The sequence below is a fragment of the Natrinema sp. H-ect4 genome, from assembly GCF_041894845.1.
Lineage (GTDB): Archaea > Halobacteriota > Halobacteria > Halobacteriales > Natrialbaceae > Natrinema.
This window is the reverse complement of record NZ_JBHDYC010000001.1, coordinates 287,632-300,895: the sequence shown is the minus strand read 5'-3', so window position 1 is coordinate 300,895 and position 13,264 is coordinate 287,632. Positions and strand designations below refer to the sequence as shown.

At 66.5% G+C, this 13,264-nt stretch carries 14 protein-coding genes; 11 read left to right on the top strand and 3 right to left on the bottom strand.

All coding sequences use genetic code 11. The annotated features are described in order from the left end of the window. Positions 1-53: 53 nt before the first annotated feature. Positions 54-1,484 carry a zinc ribbon domain-containing protein gene (locus tag ACEWFR_RS01445; RefSeq protein WP_374059375.1) on the bottom strand — a complete coding sequence of 477 codons (1,431 nt, stop codon included), beginning with the start codon at positions 1,482-1,484 and terminating at the stop codon, positions 54-56. Then, positions 1,484-2,662 carry a thiolase domain-containing protein gene (locus ACEWFR_RS01440; RefSeq protein ID WP_374059374.1) on the bottom strand — a complete coding sequence of 393 codons (1,179 nt, stop codon included), beginning with the start codon at positions 2,660-2,662 and terminating at the stop codon, positions 1,484-1,486. The genes ACEWFR_RS01445 and ACEWFR_RS01440 overlap by 1 nt, the downstream gene beginning before the upstream one ends. Positions 2,663-2,812: 150 nt before the next feature. Here ACEWFR_RS01440 and ACEWFR_RS01435 point away from each other — a divergent pair, with 150 nt between their 5' ends. Continuing rightward, on the top strand, positions 2,813-3,817 hold the full coding sequence (locus ACEWFR_RS01435) for a bifunctional oligoribonuclease/PAP phosphatase NrnA (RefSeq protein WP_374059373.1): 1,005 nt from the start codon (positions 2,813-2,815) through the stop codon (positions 3,815-3,817). A gap of 199 nt (positions 3,818-4,016) precedes the next feature. On the opposite strand, the gene ACEWFR_RS01430 is transcribed toward ACEWFR_RS01435, so the two are convergent. After that, positions 4,017-4,481, bottom strand: coding sequence for an Hsp20/alpha crystallin family protein (locus ACEWFR_RS01430; protein WP_374059372.1), 465 nt, complete (start codon positions 4,479-4,481; stop codon positions 4,017-4,019). Between the two features lie 149 nt (positions 4,482-4,630). Here ACEWFR_RS01430 and ACEWFR_RS01425 point away from each other — a divergent pair, with 149 nt between their 5' ends. From ACEWFR_RS01425 to ACEWFR_RS01380, 10 genes are all read left to right on the top strand, one after another. Continuing rightward, positions 4,631-5,308, top strand: a complete 678-nt coding sequence (locus ACEWFR_RS01425; RefSeq protein ID WP_374059371.1) for a type 1 glutamine amidotransferase domain-containing protein — start codon at positions 4,631-4,633, stop codon at positions 5,306-5,308. 60 nt (positions 5,309-5,368) lie between these two features. Continuing rightward, complete coding sequence (locus ACEWFR_RS01420) at positions 5,369-5,545, top strand: hypothetical protein (protein ID WP_374059370.1); 177 nt, start codon at positions 5,369-5,371, stop codon at positions 5,543-5,545. A 94-nt stretch (positions 5,546-5,639) separates the two neighbouring features. Continuing rightward, the gene (locus ACEWFR_RS01415; RefSeq protein WP_374059369.1) at positions 5,640-6,452 is read left to right on the top strand and encodes a succinylglutamate desuccinylase/aspartoacylase family protein; all 813 of its coding nucleotides are present in this window, start codon (positions 5,640-5,642) and stop codon (positions 6,450-6,452) included. Next, positions 6,449-6,799 carry a hypothetical protein gene (locus tag ACEWFR_RS01410; protein WP_374059368.1) on the top strand — a complete coding sequence of 117 codons (351 nt, stop codon included), beginning with the start codon at positions 6,449-6,451 and terminating at the stop codon, positions 6,797-6,799. The genes ACEWFR_RS01415 and ACEWFR_RS01410 overlap by 4 nt, the downstream gene beginning before the upstream one ends. Before the next feature lie 98 nt (positions 6,800-6,897). Then, positions 6,898-7,110 carry a DUF1918 domain-containing protein gene (locus tag ACEWFR_RS01405; protein ID WP_374059367.1) on the top strand — a complete coding sequence of 71 codons (213 nt, stop codon included), beginning with the start codon at positions 6,898-6,900 and terminating at the stop codon, positions 7,108-7,110. Positions 7,111-7,208: 98 nt separating this feature from the next. Continuing rightward, on the top strand, positions 7,209-7,655 hold the full coding sequence (locus tag ACEWFR_RS01400; protein ID WP_374059366.1) for an RNA-binding protein: 447 nt from the start codon (positions 7,209-7,211) through the stop codon (positions 7,653-7,655). A gap of 234 nt (positions 7,656-7,889) precedes the next feature. After that, the gene (locus ACEWFR_RS01395; protein ID WP_374059365.1) at positions 7,890-8,522 is read left to right on the top strand and encodes a TetR/AcrR family transcriptional regulator; all 633 of its coding nucleotides are present in this window, start codon (positions 7,890-7,892) and stop codon (positions 8,520-8,522) included. Beyond that, positions 8,519-10,006 (top strand): MATE family efflux transporter, encoded by a 1,488-nt coding sequence (locus ACEWFR_RS01390; protein ID WP_374059364.1) that lies wholly within the window; start codon positions 8,519-8,521, stop codon positions 10,004-10,006. Before ACEWFR_RS01395 ends, ACEWFR_RS01390 begins: the two co-directional genes overlap by 4 nt. A gap of 151 nt (positions 10,007-10,157) precedes the next feature. After that, positions 10,158-11,396 carry a cation:proton antiporter gene (locus ACEWFR_RS01385; protein WP_374059363.1) on the top strand — a complete coding sequence of 413 codons (1,239 nt, stop codon included), beginning with the start codon at positions 10,158-10,160 and terminating at the stop codon, positions 11,394-11,396. Positions 11,397-11,492: 96 nt separating this feature from the next. After that, positions 11,493-13,256, top strand: a complete 1,764-nt coding sequence (locus tag ACEWFR_RS01380; protein ID WP_374059362.1) for a YcaO-like family protein — start codon at positions 11,493-11,495, stop codon at positions 13,254-13,256. Positions 13,257-13,264: the final 8 nt, after the last annotated feature.

Sequence of the window (13,264 nt, the reverse complement as noted above, 5' to 3'; positions counted from 1 at the left end):
ACAAAGCCGGTTCAACAGCGTCGAAAACCAGTCCCGACGGGGGCTCGAGCCCGCTACTCGCTCGCGGGCCGAATTTTGAATCCGTACCGGGTGACGCCTTCCTGCGTGTAGATCCGGCGGATCGTCGTCTCGATTCGGTCGCCGACCGAGAAGTCGGCGGGATCGGCGTCGGTCCCCATCGCCGGGGCGCTGACGGTCTCGTCGCCGCTATCGGTTTCTAGCGCGACGATCGCGGCCGCGTAGTCGCCCGAGCGAGCCTGCTGTTCGGCGAACTCCGGCGGCGCGCCACCCTGCGAGATGGTCGTCACGGCCTCGATCGTTCCCTCGCCGGCCAGTTCGACCGGTTCGTATTCGGCGAGCGCGCCGCAGTCGTCACACGAGCCTTCCGGCGGGAAGGAAAGGGCACCGCATTCCGAACAGCGACCGGCCTCGAGTCGGTAACGCTGGGGAAGCGAGCGCCGCCAGGAGGGGATGCTGACGTACGCGCCGCCGCCCGACGGCGGCCCCGTGGTTACGATGCCGCGCTGGCGGAGGTACTCGGCGTACGTGAGCGGATCGTCGCCCTCGAGTGCGGTCACGGCCGGCACGTCACCCTCAGCCTCGACGGTGAACGCGTCCGCGCCCGCGCCGCTGCCGTGGGAGACCGCCAGGACCGATTCGTAGCCGTCCTCGAGTGCCCGCGCGAGCGACAGTGGGACGCTTGCGGCACCGAGGTCGCCCAGTTCGTGGACCGTCGCGGCGGCCTGGATCACGTCCGTGCTGACGCCGGCCGCGCCGGCCGCGCGGTAGGGGAGTTTGCCGTCCGGTGCCTGGATCGCGGCTGCCTCGGCTTCTGGCTCGACCTCGAGGCCGTCGACAGCGCCGCCGATCGTCTCGGTGAACGCCTGCCGGTCGTACTGGGTGATACCCAGTCCCTGCGTCTCGTCCTCACCGCTGTTGCGGAACCGCGTTCCCGGATACGGCGCGGAGTACTCGGCGCGATCGGTGATCTCGGCCGGCCCGTCGCGCTCGAGGACGAACGCAGCACTGCCGGCCCCGGCGGCGTGATCCATCCCGTCGTCGGGGTCGCCCCGCGGCGCGTCGGCTGCGACGACGAGCGCGGTCGTTGTGTCTGCCTCGAGCGCGTCCATACCAGCCCAGAGCGCGCGGGTACCGGAACGGGTACTGCCGCTGAAGAGCTGTCCGGTCGCCGACTCGGAGAGGGAAAGCATCGCCCCGAGCCGGACAGTCAGGTCCTCCTCGGCCGCCGGCGGTCGCGAGGACGCGACGGCCAGCCAGTCGATGTCGTCGGGGTCGGTCGCCGCTGCCTCGAGCGCTCGCGTCGCGGCCTCGTAGGCCATCGTCAGGGCGTCCTCGTCGGCCGAGGGAACGGCCTTCTCGGTCACGCCGGCGGCGTGGAACTGCCCCCAGGCCTCCTCGAAGGCCTCGCTGCTGATGCGGAACCGCGGCGCATACGCGCCGACGCCGGTGATTGCGGCCGCCATCACGCGCTCACCTCGCGTTCTTTCTCGAAAATGTGAATCACGGACGCACCGCCGCTGCCGCCGACGTTGTGCGTCAGCCCGCGTGTGGGGTTTTCGACCTGTCGCTCACCGGCCGCGCCGGAGAGTTGCTTGTAGGCCTCGACGACCTGGCCGGCACCGGTCGCACCGATGGGATGGCCCTTCGACTTGAGGCCACCCGACGTGTTGACCGGCAACTCGCCGCCGAGTTCGGTCGCGCCGGACTCGATGAGCTGTCCGGCCTCGCCTTTCTCACAGAATCCGAGATCCTCGTAGGCCAGCAGTTCTGCAATCGCAAAGCAGTCGTGGACCTCCGCGAAGTCGAGCTCATCGGGTTCGACGTCGGCCATCTCGTAGGCCGACTCGGCCGCCCGCTGGCTCGCCGGGACGCCGGTGTAGGTATCGCGCTGGAAGAGACCGACGGTGTCGCTGCCGGCACCGACGCCGGCGACCCGGATCGGGTCGTCCGTGTACTCGTCGACGACGTCCTCGCTGACGATCAGCGCACACGCCGCGCCGTCCGAAGTCGGACAGCAGTGATAGAGATTGAGCGGGTCCGCGACGACCGGGGCGGACTGGGCGTCCTCGAGCGAGCACTCGAATCCTAACTGGGCGTGGGGATTCTTCGCGCCGTTCGAGTGGTTCTTGACGGCAACTCGGGAGAGTTGTTCGCGCGTGGTCCCGTACTGTTCCATGTGGACGCTGGCCATCTGGGCGTAGACGCCGGAGAACGTGGTTCCGGAGAGGCGTTCCCACTCGGTCTCACCCGAGACGCCGAGCCAGTACTTCGTCGCGTCCGAACTCATATCCGACATGATCTCGAAGCCCCCCGCGAGGACGACGTCCGCCATTCCCGATTTGACGGCCTGCACAGCCTGTCGCACCGCAAAGCCGCTGGCCGCGCAGGCGTTCTCGACCCGGGTGCAGGGGACGCCGTCGAGGCCGACGTGTTCGGTTACCGCAGGTCCGGAGAGGCCGAGTTGGCGGCCGCCGACGCCGAGGTTACCGACGAACGCCTCGTCGACGTCGTCGGCCTCGAGTTCCTTCGGTACGCTGTCCGTCGCCGCATCGAACGCCGTCCGGAACAGTGACCGGTAGCTCTCCGACGGGAAAGCCCCATAATCCGACTGCCCCGCACCGACGAGGTACGCGTCTCGCATACTCGTTCTTCGGTCGTCCGGTGTGAAATAACTGTACGCTTTGTGACGATCGATGATCACGAACGTCCGTCCGCTCCTCGAGCCGGCGAGCCAGTCGTACTCCATGAGACTCGACACGGGATTCAAGCGTCTCGTCACCATATCTCCGGTATGTCACGCGCGGCCGAGCTCGTGTCCGTCCTCGAGACCACGGACTCGCTGGCGATCGTCTGCCACGACAATCCGGATCCGGACTGTCTCGCCAGCGCGCTCGCGCTCGAAGCGATCGCGCGAGACCACGATGTCGAGGAGGTGACGATCGCCTATGGCGGCGAGATCTCCCACCAGCAAAACCGCGCGTTCGTCAACCTCCTCGAGATCAGTCTCCAGACGCTTTCGAGGACCGCGATCGAGGAGTACGACAGCGTGAGCTTCGTCGACCACACCAGACCGGGGGCGAACACCGAAGTGCCGGCGGACGTCACTCCCGACATCGTCGTCGATCACCACCCCGGCGAGTCGGCCGACGCCGCGTTCGAGGATGTTCGCGACGAATACGGTGCGACCGCGACCATCTTCATCGAGTATCTGCAGGAACTCGAGGTCGACATGACGACGCGGCTCGCCTCCGCGCTCCTCTTCGCGCTCCACCGCGAGCGGCTGGATTTCGTCCGCGAACCCACGCGGCGCGAGTACGAGGCCGCGCTCGCCGTCTATCCCGACGCCGACCTCGAAATCCTCGAGCAGCTGTACGGCAGCGCGTTCTCTCCGGGGACGCTCGATGCGATCGGCCGAGCGATCGCCAGTCGAGAGCGTCGGGGTTCGTCCCTCGTCGCGAGCGTCGGCAAGACCGGCGAGAGCGACGCGCTTCCGCAGGCGGCGGACTACCTGATCAACCTCGAGGGAGTGGACACCGTGTTGGTCTACGGCGTCGTCAGCGACGCGATTCGGTTGAGCGGCCGCTCGATCGATCCGCGAGTTCATATGGGCGAGACACTAGCGGAGGGGTTCGACGAACTCGGTGCGGTCGGCGGCCACCACGACATGGCCGGCGGCCGGATCGAACTGGGGCTCTTCGCGGACGACGACGACGACGACGACGACGGCGCACTCCTCGAGTTCGTCGGCAGGCGGCTCACCCGTCGGTTCTTCGATGCGCTGAACCTCGACGACTGATGTCGAAACCGACGAACGGCCCGACTCATCGACTCGGCGTTCGATCGACACACGACTCGTCAATGGCCGTTCGACCGACGTACTATCGTGCCGGCTGTTCGACCGATGCGGAGCACTCATACGGTCTGTTGTACCGATGTCCCGGCGCACCCGCGAACCGTCCTGCGGGTGCGCGGGAACTGACTGACAGTAGTCCGTCTCAGTCGATGTCGATCGAGTGCGCCTCCTCGTCCGCCTCGCGCTTTGGCAGCCGCACGGTCAGGATACCGTTGTTGACGCTTGCCTGAACCGCGTCGACGTCGACCGGTTCGGGAAGCTGAATCTGCCGGCTGAACGACTCAGTCTTCCGTTCCCGACGGATATAATTCTCTTCGTCGCCGCCCATTTCCTGACTGTGTTCTCGCTGCCCGGAAACGGCCAGCGACTCGCCGGAGAGGCGCAACTCGAGGTCGTCGCTCTCGTAGCCGGGGACGTCAACGGTGACGACGAACTCGTCGCCCTCGTCGGCGAGGTCCAGACTCGTCGTCGAGCCGCCGGTCGAGAGATCGAGTCGGCTTCGGTTGTCCACCTGCGTTTCCCACGACCGGGCCGCCGTCTCGATCTGGCGATTGAGTCGGTCGAGCAGGTCGTCGATACCGTCGAACGGACGCGGTCGATCTGCCATGGTATCACCTACCGAACGTAGACGATCGACGGCGAAAAAGGCCACCCTCGGTCGGAGTGACTGTCTCCTCGACGAACGTGTTTTCGGGGATTGCGGCAGAACCGAGGGGTGGGCTGGTCGTTTTTACGCTGCTCGTCCTAGAGACGGATATGACGGACGCACTATTCGTCGTCAGCGAAGAAGGGTACTGGGGAGAGGAATGCGTCGAGCCCCTCGAGACGCTCACCGAGGCGGGTGTCGAGATCACGGTCGCGACGCCGTCGGGCGATCCGCCGGTCGTCGACGAACGATCGCTCGATCCGGAACAGGTCGGCGAGGAGACCGCCGAACACGTCCGTGAGGTCGCCGAGACCGACGAGCGACTGAACGATCCGATCCCGGTCGCACAGGCCGACGCCGAGGGGTACGACGCCGTCGTCTTCCCCGGCGGCCACGGCACCGAGTGGGACATCAATCAGGACAAACACGCCCGTGCACTCTTCCGCGACATCGTCGAGGGAGACGGCAAGGCGCTCGTCGTCTGCCACGCCGTCGGCATGCTCGGCTTCGCCCGGGACAGCCACGGCGCGTTTATCGTCAACGGCCGGGACGTAACCGGCTTCCCCAACGAGTGGGAGGAGGGCATCGTCGACGAGGCCGATCGCATGCCCGACGGCCGCAAGCTCCCCTACTGGGTCGAGGACGAAGTGAAAGAAGCGGGCGGCAACTGGGACGCCGAACTCGATTCCGACACCAGCGTCACCGTCGATGGCGACCTCGTCACCGCCCGCGGCCCCGGCTCCTCGAGCGCCGCGGCCGAGACACTGCTCGAGGAACTGGACGTCTGATCGGATTCGTCGGCCCGCTCGATCCGAGTCCGTTATACGCGCGCCATCCCAGGGGTACCTGTGGTTCCTGCTGAATCGAACACCGCTGCACAGACCGGGCCGGTACGGAGTCGCGGCTACCGCATCACCGTCGACAACGGACGGGAGTCGTTTTTCGCGCTCAGTATCGAACGCGTCGACAGCGAGGACGCGTGGCTCATGTCGGATGCCGCCGTCGCGCTCGAAAACGCGCGGTAAGCGACGATCACCCTGTGTTGACCTGGGTCCGAATTGACACTGTTCGCGTCACGAATGAGAAGGGGCTTTAGGACATCCGTTCTTCTCCCGCCCAATGAGACGTCGGACGTATCTGGCCGGCGGCGCGAGCGTGCTCGCGGGGATTGCCGTGTCTGGCTTTGTGAGTCGACCGCCGAGCAACGAGCGCCTGCTCGAGGCGGCTCGCGAATCTCCCGATGCCGGCGAAGGGAGTTCGAACACGAAGACGATCCTTTCGGGAACCGACCACGAGACATCGCTCTACGAGATCGACGCGCCGAACGACGGGCCGACCGCGATGGTTTTCGGCGGCGTCCACGGCGACGAACGGGGCGGGATCGAGGCCACTCGAGAAATCTCCGACTGGCGTCCCGACGCGGGGACGCTCGTCGTCGTTCCCGAGACCAATCGCGTGGCCGTCGAAAACAACGAGCGCCGCGGCGTCGACGGCGACCTGAATCGACAGTTTCCGGCCGACCGTGAGCCCCAGAGCGAACTCGCAGCGGGCATCTGGGACGCCGTCGAGGCCCACGAGCCGGACGTGGTGCTCGACCTCCATCGGTCGCTCGGAATCTACAGCCTTCATCGGGAGTTCGTCGGGCAGGCGATCTTTCACTCGCCCGACGCCCGCGGCGAACGGCTCGCCGACCGCCTCAACGAGGATGCCGTCCCGTGGTATTTGCCGTTCCACAAATTCACGGCCGGAGAGACTTCCCTCACCGGGCCGTTGCTCTTCCAGCACGCCGCGCGCGAACTCGGGGCGAGCGCCTACCTCTTCGAGACCACCGAGTTCCTGCTCGATCACTCCACGATGGTTGAACTGTCGCGACTGGCGGCCGCACACGTCCTCGAGTTGCACGGCTTGCTCGAGGTCGGAGGTGGCGCATGACTGGTAGCAGCCGACGCGCGGGCAGCGACGGTGATCGCGACGGTCGACTACCCGTGTCCCTTCGTCGGATCGCGACGAGTCCGGCGACGCTCGCCACGTTCGCGCTCCTGGTCGTCCCGTTCGGACTGGGCTGGCTCGAGACGCGGCTTTTCTCGCCGCTCGCGTTGCCGGGCTACCTGATTTTCACCATCGGGACTGCGATCGGCAACGCCATCTCGCCGCGCCTCGATTTCTGGGTCTATTGGGTGCCGTTCCTCGGCGGTACCGCCGGCATCGCCGTCGTCGCCGGCTTCGGTTACGAGTGGTGGTGCGATCGGAGGGGTGGCGACTCGAGCGAGCGACTGTAAGGACGATTGCTCGACTGCGACCGATGGACGATCGATCGTGACGGTTCGTGTTGCAACGAATCAGTCCCTTTTTACACGCAGACGGGGAATCACCTCCCATGAGCTTCGAGGAAGACGACCGCGTGGTCCTCCACGACGAGCACAGCGAGTTCGACGGCGAAACCGGCACCATCTCCCAGACGATGGAGTCGATGTTCGGCGACGTCACCTATACCATCAGCTTCGACGACGGCCAGGAGGCTGGCGTCCCCGAAGACGACCTCGAGGCGGCCGACGACGCCGACGAGGAGACAGACGCAGACGAAGAATAACTACCGCTCGCGAGTCGGTTCGCCCCTCGAGTCTACTCGCCGACCGAACCGGACCGACGACACCGCGCCCGCAAACCACACCACACTTCGAATCGCAGATGCCACAAATCCCGCTTCACTACGTCGATTTACGGACGTTTTGTTACGCTACCGAGGATGAAAAACGCGTCGAAGAGGCCCTCCGAACGTTCCTCCCCGACGACGACGAGCCGTTCGAGATCGAACGTGCCGAGAGCGAGGGCCACTACGGCGACCGCATCCTCGTCCTCTCGGCACGCGTGGAGAAGGCAGACGACGTCCGCCATGTCCTTTCGCGGCTGGCCGACCTCGAGTCCTTTGACGAGTTGATCGACGAACTCGACGAGCGGGTCACCGAGAACACCGAACTGTTTCTCCGACTCGACAAGCAAGCGGCCTTCGCGGGCGATGTCCGCCTCGGAGAGGGCATTACCTTCCGCGGAAAGGTCGAGGCCTACCCGGCGAAGAAGGAACAGGCCGTCGAAAACGCCGAGGAAGTCCTCGAGCGGCTGCGCGAGCAGGAGTAACCCCCCTCGCTGTCGGTCGCTGCGCTCTCAGTAACGGACGCTGTTTTCGGCCGGTTGCGACCGTTCAGCGGCGGCAGCCGGCCTGCCGCGTCCCGTTGCTCTCGGCCGCCAGCGGAACGCGCCGATCCGACCGAACTCGATTCGCCGGGCACGACTCATCGATCTGACCGAACGTGATCCGCCGGGTACGAAGGGCTTTTGACTGGCCAGTCAGTTAGTTCAGATACGCATTGAATGACGGACGAGACGATCGACGATATTATGGAGGCGACGTATCGAGCGCTCTGTACGCACGGCTACGCGGATCTGACGATGCAGGATATCGCCGCGGAATCGACCAAAAGCAAGGGGACGCTCCACTATCACTTCGAGGGCAAGCAGGACCTCCTCGAGTCGTTTCTGGCGTTTCTCCTGAACCGGTTCGAGGAGCGAACCGAGACGATTCCGGGCGAGACGCCGGCCGAACGGCTCCACGAATTTCTCGAGGAACTGTTGACGCCGGCGGACGAGGGCTCCGCCGAGGAGTTCCGGACGGCGATCCTCGAGATCAAGGCGCAAGCGCCGTACAACGAGGTTTTCCGGGAGAAACTGAGTGCGTTCGACCGCGCGCTTCAAGCGCGCATCGCGACCCTCGTCGCGGACGGCCTCGAGGCGGGGGAGTTCCGTGCGGATATCGATCCGGACGAGACGGCCGACTTCCTCGTCACGCTGTTTCACGGCGCACAGACGCGAGCGGCCGCGGTCGATCGGCCGCCCGAACGGACGCGCCAGTACGTCCACGAGTATATCGACGAGACCCTGCGGCCGGACGAGGCGACCGAGCGAGACACGGTGACAACTGACGTGGACGGGGAGGCCGGCGAATGAGCCTCATCGATCGCCTCGTGGGCTGGCTCTCGCGCCGTCTCGATCGACTCTCCGGACTGTTCAAGGGCCGCGACGAGTTCGATCTGACCTCTGGCGATATCGCTGGTCCGCTGTTCTACCTCTCGCTGCCGATCATCGTGACGAATCTGTTGCAGACGGCCTACAACCTCATCGACACGTTCTGGCTCGGTCAGTACAGCACCGAAGCGCTCGCGGCCATTAGCTTCGCGTTCCCGATGGTCTTCCTGCTTATCTCGGTCGGCATGGGGCTGTCCGTCGCCGGGAGCGTGCTCGTCGCCCAGCACATCGGCGCAGATGAGGAGAGCGAGGCGGAGTACGCCGCCTCGCAGACCGTCGCCCTGTCGTTGCTCGGTGCGGTGATCCTGGGCCTGTTCGGCTACGTCTTTGTCGACGGACTACTCGGACTCCTCGGCGCGTCGCCGGACGTGTTGCCGCTGGCGACCGACTACATGGAGGTCATCTCGCTCGGGATGCCCTTCATGTTCGGGTTCTTCGTCTTCATCGCGCTGATGCGGGGCTATGGCGACACGATCACGCCGATGCTGGTGATGCTCGGCTCCGTACTCCTCAACGTCATCCTCGACCCGTTCCTGATCTTCGGCTGGGGGCTGTTCCCCGAACTCGGCATCGAGGGGGCGGCGATCGCCACGGTCTTCTCCCGCGCCCTCGCACTCGTCGTCGGGCTGGTGATCATGTTCCGCGGGACGCGAGGCGTCCGGATTCGGCTCCGCCAGATGCGTCCGGACCTCTCGTTCGCCACGAAACTCGTTCGAATCGGGTTTCCGGCGTCGATCGAGGGCATGGGAAGAGCCCTGTCGATCAACCTCCTGCTGGTGATCGTCGGCCTGTTCCCAACCTACGTCGTCGCGGCCTACGGCATCGGTACCCGCGTGTTCTCGGTCATCTTCCTGCCGGCGATCGCGGTCGCCCGCGGCGTCGAGACGATGACCGGACAGAACGTCGGTGCCGACAAACCGGAACGCGCGGAAGCGGCCGCCACCTTCGCCGCCAAAACCATGTTCGTTATCCTCGGCGCGCTCGGCGTCGTGGCGTGGCTCGGCGCACGGCCCATCACCGCCGTGTTCACCGACGATCCCGAGGTCATCGAGGTCGGCGTCACATTCCTCCGGTACGTCGCGCCCTCGTTCGGCTTCATCGGCGTGATGCGAGCCTACAACGGAAGCTTCCGCGGCACCGGGAAGACACTTACCGCCGCGGCGATCGTTCTCGTGACCTACGCGGTCATCCGACTCCCGATCGCCTACGTCCTCTCGCAAACGACGATGGAGTACCGCGGAATCTGGCTTGCGTTCGCCGCCTCGAACGCCGTCGGTGCCGGCCTCGCCTACGGCTGGTACCGCAGAGGGACCTGGCGCGACGCCGACGTGACCGACGGGCCGCCGGCTCCCGGTCTCGGCGATGACCTCGAGGTCGGTGAGACGGACGCGAGTACCAACGACTGACGGACCACCCCATTCAGTAAAGTGCTCGTGAGGTGACGAACTCACTCGAGTCCGAATCACGATGGAATACCCCTTCGACGATTCACGCTGGCGGGTCGACGAACGAGAACAGCGAGGGTGCCGTTCGAACCGCGCTACACGGTGATACTCGATGGTCGAAACAGTTAGTATCGACATCCTGAGTCTGCTGCTCGTCCTCTCGGTCGCGTGGGTGTTCGGCGCGTTCGCCGAGCGCCTCGGCTACCCGACGATGATGGGGGAGCTGTTCGCCGGCATCGCCTTCGGACCCGCGCTGCTCGGGCTCTTGCATCCCTCGGAACTGCTGTCGGTCCTCTCGGAACTCGGCGTCTTCCTCCTCATGGTCTACGTCGGCATGGAGGTCGACCTCCGCGAACTGTTCGAGCTCGGTCCTCAGTCACTACTGATCGCCTTCGGCGCGTTCGTCATCCCGTTCGGACTCGGCTACGCGGCCGGCATCTGGCTTGGCATCTCAGTCGGCGCGGCGCTCTTTCTCGGACTCGCCATGGCCGCCACGTCGCTCGCGACGAAGTCCCGGATCCTCGCCGACCTCGAGCTACTGGACACTCGGATCGCGAACGTGTTGCTCGGCGGCGCGCTCGCCTCCGACGTGGGCGTGCTCATCGCGTTCGCGGGCGTCGATAGCTACGTCACCGCCGGCAGACTCGATCCGAACGAGATCGGCGTGATCCTCCTACAGGCGTTTGGCTTCTTCGCGGTGACGTTACTGATCGGCTATCGGTTCCTGCCGATCGCGTGGCGGTATATTGAGCGTCAGCGCGAGCATTACGGGTTCGTCGATCGGACAACCGCGTTCACGTTCGCGCTGCTCGTCTCCCTGCTGTTCGCACAGCTCGCGACGCTCGCGGACCTGCACATGATCATCGGCGGCTTCATGGCGGGAATGTTCCTCCGGCAGTCCGACGTGGAACCCGGGCTCTACGAGCACATGCACACGGTCATGTACGACCTCGCGATGGGGTTGTTCGCACCGGTCTTCTTCGTCACGGTCGGCTTCCAGATCACGTTCGACGTCTTCTTCGACTCGTTCGTCGTGCTCGCCGTCCTGGTCGCCATCGCGTTCCTCGGCAAGATCATCGGCTCCTGGCTGTTCTCGCTCCCGACGTCGCTCACCTCGCTCGAGGGGTTGGTCGTCGGCTTCGGCATGAACGGTCGCGGGACCGTCGAGATCATCATCGCACAGGTCGCCTACGAGGCCGGCGTTATCGACGCGGAACTGTTCTCGATCCTCGTCTTCATCGCGGTCTTTACGACCGCGCTCGTCCCCGTGACCGTCACCTGGGGCGTGGGCCTGCTCGAGTCGGCGGACGAACTCGTCTCCGTCGATTCGGCGACCCCGATCGAGGACTGAGCACCGGTCGCGGCTCATCGCCACTCGTCGAACCGGTCGCCGTCCCGGCCACGCTCGAGCGGGGCGTTTTTGCCGCCCGCGCCAGCAGGTAGGGGTATGCAAGTCCACGTCGTGGGTGACGATCCCGTCCGCGAGGCGGTCGTCGCCGCGCTCGATGACGTCGATATCGGCGTCCGTGACGCCGAGCCGTCGTCCCTCTCCGATGCCCGCTTCGCCGTCGTCAGCGACGTCGCCGGCTCGGCGACGTTCGATCAGGCGAACGAGGCCGCCCGTTCGGGCGGAACGCCCTGGATCGCCGTCGAGATCGGCGGGATCGGCGGCCACCCGCTTTCGGCTGTCGACGCCGCTATCTCGGGATTCGCGCCCGCCACCGGCTGCTTCGACTGTCTCCGTGCGCGGGTCGCGTCGAATCTCGAGGAGCGAGCCGACGCCCCGCAGGCCGATCGCGCCGGAGCACGACTCGCCGGTGCGATCGCCGGTCGGGAGTGCGTTCGCGTCCTCTCGGGCGACGAGCGCTCGATCATCGGGCAGGTACGCGAAGTGCCACACGCCCGCCGGGAGTTCCTGCCCGTTCCGGGCTGTGCGTGCGCCGAGGAAAGTCGGGATCGATCGCTCGAGCGCGATGCCGAAACGCTCGGCCTCGATGCAGCGGTCGAACGCGCCGAGCGGGCGATCGACGACCGCGTCGGCCCCGTCTCGAGTATCGCCGAGGTGGAGTCGTTCCCGGCCCCCTACTACCTGGCGACCGTGGCGGAGACGACCGCCTTCAGCGACGCGAGCGCGCCCCGACAGGCCGCCGGCGTCGCCGACGACTGGAACGCCGCCCTGATGAAAGCGGTCGGCGAGGGGCTCGAGCGCTACTGCGCGGGCGTCTATCGCGATGCGGAGTTCGTCCGCGCGAGCGAAGACGACCTCGAGAACGCTGTCGCGCCGGCGGACCTCGTGCGGCCGGACGACACACCGGCGTACGACTCCGGCGAGGAACACCGCTGGGTGCCGGGCGAGGCCCTCGAGACCGGAGAACCGACACACCTGCCCGCCGCGGCGGTCCAGTTCCCCCAGCCGGGCGCGTCGCTGGTCCCGGCGATCACGACCGGGCTGGGACTTGGCTCCTCGACGGTCGACGCGCTCGTGTCCGGGTTGACCGAGGTGATCGAGCGCGACGCGACGATGCTCGCCTGGTACTCGACATTTGAGCCGCTCGGGCTGTCGGTCGAGACGGACGCTTTCGCGACGCTCGAGCGCCGCGCCCGGAGCGAGGGACTCTCGGTGACGCCGTTGCTCGTCACGCAGGATATCGACGTGCCCGTCGTCGCCGTGGCCGTCCATCGCGAGCCGGACGCGCTCGAGGGCGACGAGCCGATTTCGGCGACCGACGACGCGTGGCCGGCCTTCGCGGTCGGCTCGGCGGCCGGCCTCGACGCCGCGGCGGCCGCGACCGCGGCGCTCGAGGAGGCGCTCCAAAACTGGATGGAACTGCGCAGTCTCGGCCCCGACGATGCGGCCGACGCCGGTGGCGCGATTGGCGAGTACGCGTCGTTCCCCGAGCGCGCGCGAGCGTTCGTCGACGCCGACCGGACGGTTCCCGCAGCGAGCGTCGGTCCCGACTCCGTCCCGACCGGTCTCGACCGTCTCGAGGCGCTGTGTTCGCGGACGGCCGACGCAGGGCTGACGCCGTTTGCGGCGCGCCTGACGACGCGCGATGTCGAGTCGATCGGCTTCGAGGCGGTCCGAGTCGTCGTCCCCGGTGCCCAGCCGCTGTTCACCGACGAGTCGTTCTTCGGCGAACGCGCGCGGACGGTACCGGACGACCTCGGCTTCGAACCGCGCCTCAAGCGGGCGTTTCATCCGTATCCCTGAACCCGAAG